The sequence below is a fragment of the Massilia sp. Root133 genome, assembly GCF_001426525.1.
In the GTDB taxonomy this organism is placed as follows: Bacteria; Pseudomonadota; Gammaproteobacteria; order Burkholderiales; family Burkholderiaceae_D; genus Telluria; species Telluria orientalis.
The window spans coordinates 90872-104764 of the sequence record NZ_LMEW01000023.1 but is presented as its reverse complement, the minus strand read 5'-3'; the positions used below and the strand labels follow the sequence as shown (position 1 = coordinate 104764).

The following is a 13893-nucleotide window of genomic DNA, read 5'->3' as shown; positions in this document are numbered from 1 at the left end:
GAAACGTTATCACATGAAAAGTCCATTCACCCTGCCCCGCCCCGTCAAGCAAGGCCCGTGGCGCTGGCTCGTGCCCGTCCTGCTCGTGCTGCTGTTCCTGCTCGTCCTGCTGTGGCTGCCCTGGCAGGCGCGCCAGATGGAAAGCAACGAGCGGCAGGAACAATTGATCGCCGATACCTTGTGGGTCGAGCAGACCTTGCGCTTCGAGCTCGCGCGCAGCGAGGAAGCGCTGGCCGCGCTGGGCAACGACCTCGTCATCGAGACGCCGGCGCCGGCCGCCCTGCAGGCCCGTTTCGCGCAGATGTTCAAGAACGGTCACGAACTCCAGCGCATCATCTGGTACGACGCGCAGGGCCAGGTCAAGGCGAGCCGCGGCATGGAACTGCCGCCCGAAGGGCTCACGCAATCGTCGCGCGATGCCGCCGCCATGTCGCGCAGCACGCGCCTGGGGCGCTATAGCGAACCATACGGTGCCACCGGTCTCGTGCACGGCCTGATCGACTTCCACCTGCCGCTGGTCCACGCCGGCAAGTACATGGGCAGCCTCGTCGCCACGTACAACCTCCAGACCTTGCTGGACGAGAACGTGCCGTGGTGGTTCGCCCAGGACAATGCCTTGTCTCTGCTCGACCGCGACGACCATGTCGTGGCGCAGCGCGCGGCGGGCGGACCGGGCCGCGGCGTCTACACGCACAAGCGCGCGCTCGACCTGCCCGGCTCGCAGATCGTGCTCGCCACCGACAGCGTCAAGGCCGCGCCGAAGCTGCTGCCGAACCTGCTGGTCGGCTCCGTGATCGTGCTGGCGCTGGGCCTCGTCATTTCGCTCGTCGCGCTGTGGCGCCACATCGCGCGCACGATCGCGGCGGAAAACGCGCTGCGCCAGCAGATGGCCTTCCGTACCGCGATGGAAGACTCGCTGCTCACGGGCCTGCGCGCACGCGACCTGGAGGGCCGTGTCACCTACGTCAACCCGGCGTTCTGCCGCATGGTCGGTTATCCCATGGAAGATCTGCTGGGCAAGAAGCCGCCGATGCCGTACTGGGCGCCGGAAGCGATGGCGGAGTACGAAGGCCGCTTCCGCAAGGTGCTGTCGGGCCAGGCGACGCCGCAGTTCGAGACCGTGTTCCAGCGCTCGGACGGCATGCGCGTGCCCGTGCTCGTGTTCGAGGCGCCCCTCGTCGACGCGCATGGGCGCCACACGGGCTGGATGAGTTCCATCCTCGACATCACGGACCGCAAGCGTGCGGAAGAACTGAATCGCCAGCAGCAGGAAAAGCTGGAGACGAGCGCGCGCCTGGCGACGATGGGCGAGATCTCGTCGATGCTCGCGCACGAACTGAACCAGCCGTTGGCCGCCATCTCCAGCTACACGGCGGGCGCGCTGAACGTGCTCGCGCGCGAGACCCAGGCGGCGCCGCTCGACACCGGCATGCTGAAACGCGCGCTGGAACAGGCGAACACGCAGGCGCGCCGCGCCGGCCAGATCATCCGCAGCGTGCACGAATTCGTGAAGAAGCGCGAACCGCACCGCGAGACGGTCGGCATTCCCAACGTCGTCGACGGCATCCGCGCCCTCGTCGAACTGCAGGCCCGCCAGAGCTATGTCGCGCTGCAGGTGGACGTGCCGGACGACCTGCCGCCCGTACTCGCGGACCGCGTGCTGATCGAGCAGGTGCTTCTCAATCTCACGCGCAACGCCATCGAGGCGATGCAGGCCATCGACCCCGAGAGGCGTGTCTTGAGGATTACCGCGCACACGGGCGAACAGGGGCAAGTCGCCGTGTCCGTGATCGACAACGGCCATGGCATTTCGCCGGAAGTGGCGGAGCGCCTGTTCTCGCCGTTCTTTTCGACGAAGGCCGAAGGCATGGGCATGGGCCTGTCGATCTGCCGCACCGCGATCGAATTCCACGGCGGCACGCTCACCCACGCGGCCAATCCGGGCGGGGGCACCGTGTTTACCTTCACGTTGCAGCAGGCGCAGGAAGCACCCGTCACCGAACGGTGAATTACAATACGTCAAAAAAAGGAGACCTGCATGCTGCACATCGTCGACGACGAAGACGTGATCCGCGACGCGCTCGAATGGCTGGCGCAATCGCGCGGGCTGCCGGCGCGCGGCTATGCGGGCGGCCAGGCCTTCCTCGACGCGCTCGGCGACCGCTTTGCGGCCGACGCTTCGCACGGCGACTGCGTGCTGCTGGACGTGCGCATGCCGGGCATGAACGGCATCGCCGTGTTCGACCAGCTGGTGGCGCGCGGCCTGCTGGCGCGCCTGCCGGTGATCTTCCTGACCGGCCACGGCGACGTGCCGATGGCCGTCGATTCCCTCAAGCGCGGCGCCTTCGACTTCTTCGAAAAACCGTTCAACGACAACCAGCTGATGGACCGCGTCGAGGAAGCCCTCGCCGCCTCGCGCAAGGCCGCGTCGCGCGACGCCATCCATGCCCGGCTGGCCACCCTGTCGGCACGCGAACGGGAAGTCCTTGACCTCATCCTCGCAGGCAACATGAACAAGGTCGTCGCCGACAAGCTCGGCATCAGCATGCGAACGGTCGAGGTGCACCGGGCGCATATCTTCGACAAGATGCAGGTCAAGACGGCCGTCGAGCTGGCCGGGCTGTTGAAGTAGCCGTCATTCCCGCGCAAGCGGGAATCCATGCTGAGCCTCCGGCAATCGATATCGTGATTTTCACACAGTCAGTTTCTCAACTTCAGCATGGGTCCCCGCTTCCGCGGGGACGACGTTTCCGCTGGTAACGCCGCGCACGACTGCCCACGCGTCCTGTGCCGCGCGGGGTTCGCTTGTAAAATCAGCCTGATCATGGAGTGGTCGAACTCACCACGTCGAAACATTCTTTAGGGAACGCAGATGAGCGAGAAGACGATAGCCGACAAAATGTTCTTGAGGAGCGCGAAATCGATGCTGATCCTGAACGGGAACGTCCACCCCGGCATGGTGTCGCAGATGCCGCCCAACCTGATCCAGTCCGACCAGGAGAAAGTGGACGTCGTGCTGCTGTTCGCGATGAACCGCAAGGAACTCGAACAATATTTCCCGATCGCCAAGGAGCGCCTGGGCGACAAGGGGTCGTTGTGGGTCGCTTATCTGAAACAGACCGCCTCCAAGGCCACCGACATCAACCGCGATTCGATCAATGCGTATGCCAAGGAAAACGGCATCACGGGCGTCGCCATGATTTCCATCGACGGCGACTGGTCCGCGCTGCGCATGAAGCGGATCGAACTCTAGACAGCCTGACCGTGGCGTGCGAGAGCCCACGCGACGTGTTCGCGCACGAGCGCTGACGGGTGGTCTGCGCGCGCGCGCAGCGCGCCGACGACTTCATCTGACGTGGTTGCATTGCCGAGTCCCACCGCCAGGTTGCGCAGCCAGCGCTCGTGCCCGATACGGCGGATCGGGCTGCCTTCGAGGCGGCGGTTGAAGTCAATCTCGCTCCAGCCGAACAGCTCGATGAGTCCCGCCGTGCCCAGGCCGTTCCGCTCGTCGAAATCCGGCACGGTCGCCCGCTGCGCGAACTTGTTCCACGGACAGGCAAGTTGGCAATCGTCGCAGCCGTAGATGCGGTTGCCGATCAGCGGACGGAATTCTTCCGGGATCGCGCCCTTCAGTTCGATGGTCAGATAGGAAATGCAACGGCGCGCATCCAGCCGGCCCGGGCCGAGGATCGCGCCCGTCGGGCACACGGCTATGCAGGCGCTGCATTGGCCGCAGTGGGCGCCGGTCGGCTCGTCGACGGGCAGCGGCAGGTCGACGAGGATCTCGCCGATGAAGAACGTGGAGCCCGCCTCGCGGCTCAGCAAGAGCGTGTGCTTGCCGCGCCAGCCGAGGCCGGCCTTCTGCGCCAGCGGCAGCTCCATCACGGGTGCGGAATCCGTGAACACGCGGTAGCCGTACTCGCCGACGGCCGCCTTGACCTTCTCGGCCAGGGCCTGCAGCCGGTTGCGCAACACCTTGTGATAATCGCGGCCGCGCGCATAGATCGAGACGACGGCCGCCTGCGGGTCGTCCTGGCGCAGGCGCTCGCGCGTACGCCAGTCGTGCGGCGTCTCCATCGGCAGGTAATCCATGCGCGCGCTGATCACGCGCACCGTGCCCGGCACCAGCTCGGCCGGCCGGGCGCGCTTCATGCCGTGGCTTGCCATATAATCCATCTCGCCGTGGTGGCCGGCGTCCAGCCAGGCCTGCAGGCCCGCTTCGTGGCCGGCCAGGTCGATGTCGGCGATGCGCACGTCGGCAAAGCCCAGTTCCGCGCCCCATGCCTTGATGGCCTGGGCGAGTGCGGAGAAATCGGGCTGGACGGGAAGCTGGGCGGACATTGGCGGACCTACAAACCTCATATTTTATTCGATGCAGCAGCAACCGAAACAACAACTGAGCGCTTATCTTCCCGACGAATCCGCCACGCAGGCCCTCGGCGCCGCCCTCGCGCGCGCGCTGGGCCCGGGCCTCGTGATCTACCTGCACGGCGACCTCGGCGCCGGCAAGACGGCGCTCACGCGCGCCCTGCTGCACGCGGCCGGCCACAAGGGCGCCGTCAAGAGCCCGACCTATACGCTGTCGGAGCCGTACCGCATCGAGCTGGACGGCCAAAAGGTCAACCTGATCCACTACGACCTGTACCGCATGTCCAGCCCCGAGGAATTCCTCGACGCGGGGTTCCGCGAAGATTTCGATGGTAACAACATTTGCATCGTCGAATGGCCGGAAAAGGGAGAACCGGTGTTGCCGCCACCCGACGTTAAAGTGTTGCTTAAGGTCAGCGGTCGCGGGCGTGAGGTAGAATTGCAAGCGTTGTCCGACTTGGGCCTGCTATGCCTCGAACGCCTGCACTACCCCCCGACGCCCTGATTCCAGGTTCCCCGAAACGACGCACGATCCTCAAGGCCGGCGGTACGCTGCTGCTGTCCGTCGTCGCCCCGCTGACGGCATCCGCCGCCCAGATCATGGCCGTGCGCGTGTGGCCGGCCGACGAGTACACCCGCGTCACCCTGGAAAACGACGGCGAGCTCAAGACGACGCACTTCATGGTGCCGGACCCGCCGCGCCTCGTCGTCGACATCGACGGCCTCGCGCTGAACGACACGCTGAAAAGCCTCGTCGCCAAGATCGAGTCGAACGACCCGTACATCAAGCAGGTGCGCGTGGGCCAGAACCGGCCCAACGTCGTGCGCCTCGTGTTCGACCTGAAGGAAGAGGTCAAGCCGCAGGTGTTCAACCTGGCGCCCATCGCCGGCTATCACCACCGCCTGATCTTCGACCTGTATCCCGTCAAGCCCGTCGACCCGCTCGCGAGCATGATCGCCAAGGAAAACTGGACGACGGACGCGGCCCCCGCCACGCCGACCCCGGCCGTGCAGCCGGGCGAGCCGACGGTCGGCCAGGCCGGTCCGGATGCCATCGCCAAGCTGGAAGCGGATGCCGCCCGCGCCGGCTCCACGCCCGCGCAGCCGCAGCCGACGACGCCGCAACCGGCCCAGCCGCATGCGCCCGCCAAGGCCGCGCCGGGACAGAAGGTGGCGCGCATGGTCACCATCGCGCTCGACCCCGGCCACGGCGGCGAGGATCCCGGCGCGACCGGCACCACGGGCGTGCACGAGAAGGACATCGTGCTCGCGGTGGCGAAGCGCCTGAAAGCGAAACTGGAAGACTTGCCGAACACGCGCGTGATGCTGACGCGCGACGCCGACTTCTTCGTCCCCCTCGGCCAGCGCGTGGAAAAAGCGCGCAAGGTGCAGGCCGACCTGTTCGTGTCGATCCACGCCGACGCCTTCGTCGAACCGACGGCGCGCGGCTCCTCCGTGTTCGTGCTGTCGGAAAAAGGCGCCAGCTCGAGCGCGGCGCGCTGGCTGGCGGCCGACCAGAACAAGGCCGACCTGATCGGCGGCGTGAATCTCGCCAGCCACGACAGGCAGCTGGCGAGCGTGCTGATGGACCTGTCGCAGACGGCCCAGATCAACGACAGCATGAAGCTCGGCAAGGCCGTGCTGACGGAAATCGGCGGCATCAACCGCCTGCACCGCGGCGTCGTCGAACAGGCCGGTTTTGCCGTGCTGAAGGCGCCGGACATCCCCTCGATCCTCGTCGAGACCGCATTCATCTCTAATCCGGAAGAGGAAGCGCGGCTGAAGGATGATGCCTACCAGAACCAACTGGCCGACGCGATCACGAAAGGCATCAAGCGCTACTTCGCGTACAATCCGCCGCTGGCGAAGAGCCGCATGACTTAATGGGACGCCCGCGGGCGTCCCCCCTGAGGAGGATTCTCGTGAGCGCAACGACCATCAACTTCGGGCAATTGCCCGCCCTGCAACTTCGCGCGCCGGACGGTGCCGAGGCGACCATCACGTTGTACGGCGCCCACGTCGTGTCGTGGAAAGCCGTCACCACGGCCGGCGGGCCGGCCCAGGAACGCCTGTTCCTGAGCAGCCTGTCCGCGCTGGACGGCCAGAAGGCGATCCGCGGCGGCGTGCCCGTCATCTTTCCCCAGTTCGCCGAGCGCGGCACCGGCATGCGCCACGGCTTTGCGCGCGTCGCGACCTGGCGCGTCCTCGACCAGGGCGAAGCGGATGGTGCCGCATTCGCGGTGCTGGCGCTGAATCAGGGCGATCTGCCCCAGCAGCTCGCAGCCGCCTGGCCTTACGCCTTCGAACTGCTGCTGCGCGTGGCGGTGCGCGGTGCGCAACTGGACATGTCGCTCGACGTGCGCAACACCGGCACGCAGACCTTCCCGTTCGCCGCCGCGCTGCATACGTACCACCTCGTCGAGGACGTGGAAGCCGTGCGCATCGACGGCGTGCAGGCGGAGACGCTCGCCATCACCGACAAGCTCGACCATGTGTTCGAGCGCATCCAGGGCGCGATCGCGTTCGACACGGGCGCGGACAAGGTGACGCTGGAGCAGACGGGCTTCAACGACGCCGTCGTGTGGAACCCGGGCGCGGCCGACGCGGCGGCGCTGTCCGACATGGAAGACGAGGAATACCGCCGCTTCGTCTGCATCGAGCCTGCCCTGCTGGGGGATGCGGCCGCCCCACCGCAGCAACTGGAGCCGGGCGGGATCTGGCGCGGGACGTACCGGGCCGTCGTCCAGGCAGGATGAACAGCAACGCCGGCATTTGCCGGCGTTTCATTTTGTAGCAAAAAATGCGCGGTGCGCCTCGTCATGCGGCCTAAACTACATGCTACGAGCATGGGAGGACACGCAAGGAGGAGACGCAATGAGTACATTGGTGAAACGGCTGGCACTCGTGCTGGCGGCGGGGTCCGCCCTGTCCGGCTGCGCCGTCTATGCGCCGCCTTATGCGGCCTACGACGCACCTTATTCTCCGTACGGCTACGGCTATGGTCCCACGTATGTCGGACCGCCCGTCTCGCTCGACTTCAGCTATCACGAGTACGATCGTGGCGGCCGTGGCTGGCATGGGCACCGTGGCGGTGGCCGCCGCTGGCGTTGAGCACGCCAGCGCTCAGTTCGATTCCTTGATCAAGCGGCCCGCGGTCGACTGGACCGGCCGCGCGTTCAGCGGATACAGGCGCGAGAACAGGGCCATCTGCGCCGGCGACGCCTGCATCGGCTGCTTGAACACCATCCACAGCACGCCTTCCGTGCACGGCGGTTCCGTCAGCGAGCCCATGTAGGTGAAATACTCGCGCCGTTCCGGCAGCGCGTCGGTCGGGTCGATCACGATCGAGGGCGAGACGGTGTCGAATTTTTCCAGCGGCAGGTTGTCCCAGATCGTCTGCATCAGGCGGTGCGGCTGGCCGCGCTCCAGCAGCACGGCGATGATGGCGATCTTGCCTTCGGCGCTCTTGTGCACGAGGTGGATGACCATCTCCGTGCCCTTGCCGTTGATCTTTTCTTCCGACGGACGGTGGAAGTGAAATTCCTGCAATTCGTACACGGTGTTGCCGACCGTGATGAAATTGCCGCCACCCACCGCCACCTGGATCGTGTGGCCGTTGTTGACCTCGCTGAACGACGACGGGCGGTAGTCGAAGCTGATCTGTTCGAGATTGACCTTGATACCGTCGCGCAAGTCGATCGGCGACTGGCGGTTGCCGGTGCCGCACTTGGCCCAGTCGACATTGATCTTCGACCAGTTCGCCGGGCCCAGCTCGCCCTCGTACGACCACACGGTGCCGTGCTTCGGCGCAGCGGCGATGGCGGCCGCCGCGGCGGCGGCCTGCTCCTCCTGCCTGCGCTTCGCATCGGCGAGTTTTTTCGCGCGCGCGGCGGCCGTCGCGCGGGCTTGCTGGCGCTCCCGTAGGGCCGCCAAGCGCTGCGCGATCTTGGCCGACAGCTCGACCTCGGCATCTTCCTCGCTGGCCGAGCTGGCGCTCGCGGCCGGTTCGGCTTTCGGTTCGGCTTTCGGTTCGGCTTTCGGTTCGGCTTTCTTTTCGGCGGGCTCGGCCTTTTTCGTCGCGGCCGGCACCATGGCCGACGCCGGCCGAGACACGGAAGCCGCCAGCCTGGCTGCCGCCGCGGCGGCGGGATCGTTCGCGGCGCTTGCGCTCAGGGCGACGCAGCTGCAAGCGAACAGGGCGATCAGGGTACGCATGGGAATCCAGTAGTATTGCTCTCCACTGCCTTATCGGCGTGACCGACAGTAAACTTGAGCCTGGGGAACAATTCCGTGCATCAATAGCCGCCGCAAATAAAAAACGCGCCGTCATGCGGCGCGTTTCATGTGATCACTTGTCAGGCTTCAGCGGCTCATCATGCGCCGTCCAACCTTGTACAGCCCGCCCAGCGCCAGGGGCACGACGGCCGCGCCGACGCCCACCAGCACGATGATCGTCAGGTGATCGCGGATCACCGGGATATTGCCGAAGAAGTAACCGCCGGTCACCAGGCTGACCACCCAGGCCACGGCGCCCGTGACGTTGTACATCTGGAAGCGGGCATGGGTCATGTCCGAGATGCCCGCGACGAACGGCGCGAACGTGCGCACGACGGGCACGAAACGGGCCAGGATGATCGTCTTGCCGCCGTGGCGTTCGAAGAATTCGTGGGTGCGATGCAGCGCGTCCTTGTTCAGCCAGCGGTAATCGTGCGTGAACACGCGATGCCCGATCGCCCCGCCGATGTAATAGTTGAGGGTATTGCCCGTCACCGCCGCCACGATCAACAGGAGCGTCAGCAAGGCATAACTCATCTCGCCGGTGGCGCAGAAGGCGCCGGCGATGAACAGGAGGGTGTCACCGGGGAAAAAGAACAGAACCACGAGGCCGGTTTCGCAGAACACGATGGCGAACAGCACGGCATACACATACACCCCGTATTGCGCCAGCAATGTGCCGAGGGTCTTATCGACATGAAGAATCATGTCGAAGAATTGCATCAGATCCATAATTTTCCTAAATGGTAGCGCCGAATCATACCATCAGTCCGACCCCGAAAATGGCTGCCGGCTCATCTTCACGGCGAATTTTCTTCATCGGCAAAAATGTTTTAATTTTAATATTTTCCAGATTACAATCGTCATCACACATCCAATGATCCGGCCCGCCACAAGCGGCCAAGGAGACGACATTGAAGAAGGCATATTTCCTCTTCCGACACACGATTCTCGCCGCCACCTGCGCCCTCTTCGCGGCGACCGCCGGCGCCAGGGAACTCCCGCCGAAGCCCAGCGTCGCCGACATCGTCAAGGCATCGAAACCGTCGGACTGGCGGCCTCTCGACCCGGACAACACGCTGTACATGGAACTCCCGTTCGGCCGCGTCGTCATCGAACTGGCGCCGACGTTCGCGCCGAACCACGTGAAGAACATCAAGGCCCTCGTGCGCGAGCATTATTTCGACGGACTGGCCGTCGTGCGCGTGCAGGACAACTGGGTCGTGCAATGGGGCGATCCGAACGAAGACAACGACAAGGTGCGCCGGATCAAAGGTGCGCAGAAGACGCTGAAGGCCGAGTTCACCGTCCCCCTCAGGAACGATACGCATTTCACGCGGATGAAGGACGTCGACGGCTACGCGCCCCAGGTCGGCCATTCGAACGGTTTCCCGGTCGGCCGCGACCCGAAGACGGGCGAGACCTGGCTGGCGCACTGCTACGGCATGGTCGGCGTGGGTCGCGACAACGATGCCGACAGCGGCGGCGGCACGGCGCTGTACGCCGTCATCGGCCCGGCGCGCCACCTCGACCGCAACATCACGGTGGTCGGCCGCGTGATCTCCGGCATGCCGCAACTGTCCGCCCTGCCGCGCGGCCCCGCGCCGATGGGGTTCTACGACAAGCCGGAGATGAACGTGCCGATCGCATCGGTTAAGGTGGCGGCCGACGTCCCGGCGGACCAGCGCAGCCGTTTCGAAGTGATGCGCACCGAGAGCGCCGCCTACCAGAGCGTCCTGGACGCCCAGCGCAACCGCGGCGGCCCGTGGACCAAGGTCGCGGCCGGCCATCTCGACCTGTGCGCAGCGCCGATTCCCGTGCGGGAACAAAAACCGGGGTCAGAGCCCGGTTTTTGGCAACTTCTTTAAAGACATTTTGTCAATCAATGTCCTCAAATCGGGCTCTGACCCCGGTTTGGGAAAAATCAAACACCTCCGGTTTCGGGGCTTGCCGCGAGCTATAATTTACGGATGAACGCCCCGGCCCCCACCCACCGCCCCATCCAGCAGCTTCCCGACCAGCTCATCTCGCAGATCGCCGCCGGCGAGGTCGTCGAGCGGCCGTCGGCGGTGGTGAAGGAGTTGCTGGAAAACGCGCTCGACGCCGGCGCCACGCAGGTCACGGTCCGGCTCGAGGAAGGCGGCGTCAAACGCATCGCCATTACCGATAACGGCCGCGGCATCCCGCCCGAGGAATTGCCGCTCGCGCTGGCCCGTCACGCGACGTCGAAGATCGCGTCGCTGACCGACCTCGAGAACGTGAACACGCTCGGCTTCCGCGGCGAGGCGCTCGCGTCGATCGCGTCGGTCGCCGCCGTCAAGATCACGTCACGCACCCAGGGCGCCGCGCACGCGTGGGAGATCGTCGGCTCGCACCAAGGCACGGTGTCGCCGTCGTCCGGTCCGTTCGGCACGACGATCGACGTGCAGGACCTGTATTTCAATACGCCCGCGCGCCGTAAATTCCTGAAATCCGAGCAGACCGAATACGGCCACTGCGCCGAAGTCGTGCGCCGCATCGCGCTGGCGCGGCCGGACGTGTCGTTCAGCCTGACCCACAATGGCCGCACGATCGACCACTGGAACACGAGCGAATCGGCCAAGCGCAGCGCGCAGATCCTCGGCGGCGACTTCGCCGAAGCCCGCCTGCAGCTCGACGAGAGTGCCGGTCCGCTGCGCCTGCACGGCTACGTCGGCCTGCCGACGGCGTCGAAGGCGCGCGCCGACAGCCAGTATTTTTATGTCAACGGCCGCTTCGTGCGCGACAAGCTGCTCGTCCACGCCGTGAAAGCCGCGTACGAGGACGTGCTGCACGGCGACCGCTTTCCGTCGTACGTGCTGGCGCTCGAACTCGACCCGGCGATGGTCGACGTGAACGTGCACCCGTCGAAGATCGAAGTGCGCTTCCGCGACAGCCGCGCCGTCCACCAGTTCGTGTTCCACGCCGTGCAGCGCGCGCTGGCCCGCACGTCGGCGACGGCGCACGGCGATACGCCCGCACCCGTGAGCGCCGCCGAGATCACGCCGTCGTCCACGTCGCTGGGCGACACGCCGTCGTGGCGCCGGCCGCACGAGCAGACGTCGTTCGGGTCGCAACTGGCATCGCCCGCCTGGACCTCGGGCTCGGGCGGCGGTGGTGGCGGTGGCTCGCGCGCCTCATCGACGTTCTCGCCGTCCCCGTTCCCGCCCGTCAGCCGCTGGGATGCGCCGACGGGCGCCGGCGTCCCGCAACGCACCTCGGACTATGGCGCGCTGTTCACCGGCACGCCGAAACCCGCGCAACCGCCGGGCGTGCAGGAAGCCCCGCTGCCGGAAACGACCAGGCCCGCCTCCGACGACGACTTCCCGCTCGGCTTCGCGCTGGCCCAGCTGCACGGCATCTACGTGCTGGCGCAGAACCGCAAAGGGTTGGTCCTCGTCGACATGCACGCGGCGCACGAACGCATCCTGTACGAACAGCTGAAGAACGCGCTCGATGCCCAGGCCGGCGGCGAGCAGATGCAGGTGCAGCAGATGCTGATCCCCGTGACGTTCTTCGCCGACGCCATCGAAGTGGGCACCGCGCAGGAAGAACAGGAGACGCTGAAGGCGCTGGGCTTCGACATCGCGGCCGTATCGCCGACGACGCTCGCCGTGCGTGCCGTGCCGACGCTCCTCAAGAACGCCGACGCGCAAACGCTCGCGCGCGACGTGCTGCGCGACGTGCGCGAATTCGGCGGCTCGCGCGTGCTGATCGAGCGCCGCAACGAACTGCTCGGCACCCTCGCCTGCCACACGGCCGTGCGCGCGAACCGCATCCTCACGCAGCCCGAAATGAACGCCCTGCTGCGCCAGATGGAAGCGACGGAACGCGCCGACCAGTGCAACCACGGCCGCCCGACCTGGGTCCAACTCGAAATCGCCGCGCTCGACAAGCTGTTCCTGCGCGGCCAGTAAAGCCTCACATGACATCGCAACACAAACCGCTGGCGGTAGCCATCATGGGCCCGACCGCGTCCGGCAAGACGGCAGCGGCGCTCACCATCGCCAAGGAAATCCCGGTCGAGATCATCTCGGTCGACTCCGCCCTCGTCTACCGCGGCATGGACATCGGCACGGCAAAACCGTCGGCCGAGGAACTCGCGAGCGCGCCGCATCACCTCATCGACATCATCGATCCGCTCGACGCCTACTCCGTCGCGCAGTTCCGCGAAGATGCGATCCGGCTCGTGGCCGAGATCCAGGCGCGCGGCCGGCTGCCGCTGCTCGTCGGCGGCACGATGATGTACTTCAAGGGCCTGAACGACGGCCTGGACGACCTGCCCACCGCCGATGCCGACGTGCGTGCACGCCTCGACGCGGAAGCGGCGCGCATCGGCTGGCCCGGCATGCACGCGAAGCTGCGCGACGTCGATCCGGTCACCGCGGACCGTCTCGCGCCGAACGACGCCCAGCGCATCAACCGCGCGCTGGAGATCCATGAATTGTCGGGCAAGCCGATGTCCGCCCTGCTCGCGCGCCGCGAGAAGCAGGAACTGCCGTTCGACCTCGTACCGTTCGCACTGGAGCCATCGGACCGCGCCGTGCTGCACGAGCGCATCGCGCTGCGCTTCGACCAGATGCTGGGCAAGTACGACGACACCGGCATCGTGGCCGAGGTCGCGGGCCTGCGCGCGCGCGGCGATTTAAACCCGAACCTGCCGTCGATGCGCTGCGTGGGCTACCGCCAGGCGTGGGAATACCTCGACGGCACGATCGACCGCGCCCAGCTGCGCGAGACGGGCATCATCGCCACGCGCCAGCTGGCCAAGCGCCAGCTGACCTGGTTGCGGTCGATGCCGGAGCGGATCGTGATCGATTGCCTGGGGCCGGATCCGGCGCCGCAGATGCTTGCTCATCTGGCCACGTTGCGGGCGTGAGACGATTCGTGCGGGGCTGGACAGGGTGATCCTGAGGGGGTAGCCTTGACACGTCGGGGTGCGGACGGCATAATGCACCCCGTTCTGGTGATATAGCTCAGTTGGTTAGAGCATAGCATTCATAATGCTAGGGTCGGTGGTTCAAGTCCACCTATCACCACCAAGGATTCAAGCGAAATGGCTTGGCACTCGAGGCTGAGCCATTTTGTTTTAAAAGTGTTTGTTTCAGCAGTGATGCAGCTGGTGATATAGCTCAGTTGGTTAGAGCATAGCATTCATAATGCTAGGGTCGGTGGTTCAAGTCCACCTATCACCACCAGATTCGGAAAGCCGCCGGTTCGCAAGAGCCGGCG

General features: G+C 65.9%; 13 protein-coding genes and 2 tRNA genes. 12 read left to right on the top strand and 3 right to left on the bottom strand.

Annotated elements, in window-relative coordinates:
• The first annotated feature begins 13 nt into the window (after positions 1 to 13).
• The 3 genes from ASD28_RS16485 (at position 14) to ASD28_RS16475 (ending at position 3253) form a co-directional block, all read left to right on the top strand.
• Positions 14 to 2008 (top strand): nitrogen regulation protein NR(II), encoded by a 1995-nt coding sequence (locus ASD28_RS16485; protein WP_056130133.1) that lies wholly within the window; start codon positions 14 to 16, stop codon positions 2006 to 2008.
• A gap of 30 nt (positions 2009 to 2038) precedes the next feature.
• Positions 2039 to 2632 (top strand): response regulator transcription factor, encoded by a 594-nt coding sequence (locus ASD28_RS16480; protein ID WP_056130130.1) that lies wholly within the window; start codon positions 2039 to 2041, stop codon positions 2630 to 2632.
• A 291-nt stretch (positions 2633 to 2923) separates the two neighbouring features.
• On the top strand, positions 2924 to 3253 hold the full coding sequence (locus tag ASD28_RS16475) for a DUF3052 family protein (protein ID WP_229411999.1): 330 nt from the start codon (positions 2924 to 2926) through the stop codon (positions 3251 to 3253).
• On the opposite strand, the gene queG is transcribed toward ASD28_RS16475, so the two are convergent.
• On the bottom strand, positions 3250 to 4341 hold the full coding sequence (gene queG, locus ASD28_RS16470; RefSeq protein WP_056130124.1) for a tRNA epoxyqueuosine(34) reductase QueG: 1092 nt from the start codon (positions 4339 to 4341) through the stop codon (positions 3250 to 3252). The two genes, ASD28_RS16475 and queG, sit on opposite strands and share 4 nt — an antisense overlap.
• Before the next feature lie 31 nt (positions 4342 to 4372).
• Here queG and tsaE point away from each other — a divergent pair, with 31 nt between their 5' ends.
• The 4 genes from tsaE (at position 4373) to ASD28_RS16450 (ending at position 7479) form a co-directional block, all read left to right on the top strand.
• Entirely contained in the window at positions 4373 to 4873 is a 501-nt protein-coding gene (tsaE, locus tag ASD28_RS16465; protein WP_056130121.1) for a tRNA (adenosine(37)-N6)-threonylcarbamoyltransferase complex ATPase subunit type 1 TsaE, read from the top strand.
• Entirely contained in the window at positions 4837 to 6252 is a 1416-nt protein-coding gene (locus tag ASD28_RS16460) for an N-acetylmuramoyl-L-alanine amidase (RefSeq protein WP_056130117.1), read from the top strand. The genes tsaE and ASD28_RS16460 overlap by 37 nt, the downstream gene beginning before the upstream one ends.
• A 38-nt stretch (positions 6253 to 6290) precedes the next feature.
• Positions 6291 to 7124 (top strand): D-hexose-6-phosphate mutarotase, encoded by an 834-nt coding sequence (locus ASD28_RS16455; protein ID WP_229411997.1) that lies wholly within the window; start codon positions 6291 to 6293, stop codon positions 7122 to 7124.
• Between the two features lie 118 nt (positions 7125 to 7242).
• Positions 7243 to 7479 carry a hypothetical protein gene (locus tag ASD28_RS16450; RefSeq protein ID WP_082577117.1) on the top strand — a complete coding sequence of 79 codons (237 nt, stop codon included), beginning with the start codon at positions 7243 to 7245 and terminating at the stop codon, positions 7477 to 7479.
• 12 nt (positions 7480 to 7491) lie between these two features.
• On the opposite strand, the gene ASD28_RS16445 is transcribed toward ASD28_RS16450, so the two are convergent.
• Entirely contained in the window at positions 7492 to 8583 is a 1092-nt protein-coding gene (locus tag ASD28_RS16445) for a carbonic anhydrase (protein WP_056130110.1), read from the bottom strand.
• A 147-nt stretch (positions 8584 to 8730) separates the two neighbouring features.
• Positions 8731 to 9375 carry a VTT domain-containing protein gene (locus ASD28_RS16440; RefSeq protein WP_056130107.1) on the bottom strand — a complete coding sequence of 215 codons (645 nt, stop codon included), beginning with the start codon at positions 9373 to 9375 and terminating at the stop codon, positions 8731 to 8733.
• A gap of 182 nt (positions 9376 to 9557) precedes the next feature.
• Here ASD28_RS16440 and ASD28_RS16435 point away from each other — a divergent pair, with 182 nt between their 5' ends.
• The 5 genes from ASD28_RS16435 to ASD28_RS16415 all read left to right on the top strand — a co-directional run bounded on the left by ASD28_RS16435 (position 9558) and on the right by ASD28_RS16415 (position 13859).
• Positions 9558 to 10511 (top strand): peptidylprolyl isomerase, encoded by a 954-nt coding sequence (locus ASD28_RS16435; RefSeq protein WP_082577116.1) that lies wholly within the window; start codon positions 9558 to 9560, stop codon positions 10509 to 10511.
• A 102-nt stretch (positions 10512 to 10613) separates the two neighbouring features.
• Positions 10614 to 12578: a DNA mismatch repair endonuclease MutL gene (gene mutL, locus ASD28_RS16430; RefSeq protein ID WP_056130103.1), complete on the top strand. Its 1965-nt coding sequence runs from the start codon at positions 10614 to 10616 to the stop codon at positions 12576 to 12578.
• 8 nt (positions 12579 to 12586) lie between these two features.
• On the top strand, positions 12587 to 13540 hold the full coding sequence (gene miaA, locus ASD28_RS16425; protein WP_056130099.1) for a tRNA (adenosine(37)-N6)-dimethylallyltransferase MiaA: 954 nt from the start codon (positions 12587 to 12589) through the stop codon (positions 13538 to 13540).
• An 86-nt stretch (positions 13541 to 13626) separates the two neighbouring features.
• Positions 13627 to 13703 (top strand) — tRNA-Met (locus ASD28_RS16420).
• A gap of 79 nt (positions 13704 to 13782) precedes the next feature.
• Positions 13783 to 13859, top strand: a tRNA-Met gene (locus ASD28_RS16415).
• Positions 13860 to 13893 lie beyond the last annotated feature (34 nt).

Bases quoted from the DNA above. Each gene is read 5' to 3' on its own strand.
- ASD28_RS16485 (WP_056130133.1), top strand. From the start codon at position 14: ATGAAAAGTCCATTCACCCTGCCCCGCCCCGTCAAGCAAGGCCCGTGG.
- ASD28_RS16480 (WP_056130130.1), top strand. From the start codon at position 2,039: ATGCTGCACATCGTCGACGACGAAGACGTGATCCGCGACGCGCTCGAA.
- ASD28_RS16475 (WP_229411999.1), top strand. From the start codon at position 2,924: ATGCTGATCCTGAACGGGAACGTCCACCCCGGCATGGTGTCGCAGATG.
- queG (WP_056130124.1), bottom strand. From the start codon at position 4,341: ATGTCCGCCCAGCTTCCCGTCCAGCCCGATTTCTCCGCACTCGCCCAG.
- tsaE (WP_056130121.1), top strand. From the start codon at position 4,373: ATGCAGCAGCAACCGAAACAACAACTGAGCGCTTATCTTCCCGACGAA.
- ASD28_RS16460 (WP_056130117.1), top strand. From the start codon at position 4,837: ATGCCTCGAACGCCTGCACTACCCCCCGACGCCCTGATTCCAGGTTCC.
- ASD28_RS16450 (WP_082577117.1), top strand. From the start codon at position 7,243: ATGAGTACATTGGTGAAACGGCTGGCACTCGTGCTGGCGGCGGGGTCC.
- ASD28_RS16445 (WP_056130110.1), bottom strand. From the start codon at position 8,583: ATGCGTACCCTGATCGCCCTGTTCGCTTGCAGCTGCGTCGCCCTGAGC.
- ASD28_RS16440 (WP_056130107.1), bottom strand. From the start codon at position 9,375: ATGGATCTGATGCAATTCTTCGACATGATTCTTCATGTCGATAAGACC.
- mutL (WP_056130103.1), top strand. From the start codon at position 10,614: ATGAACGCCCCGGCCCCCACCCACCGCCCCATCCAGCAGCTTCCCGAC.
- miaA (WP_056130099.1), top strand. From the start codon at position 12,587: ATGACATCGCAACACAAACCGCTGGCGGTAGCCATCATGGGCCCGACC.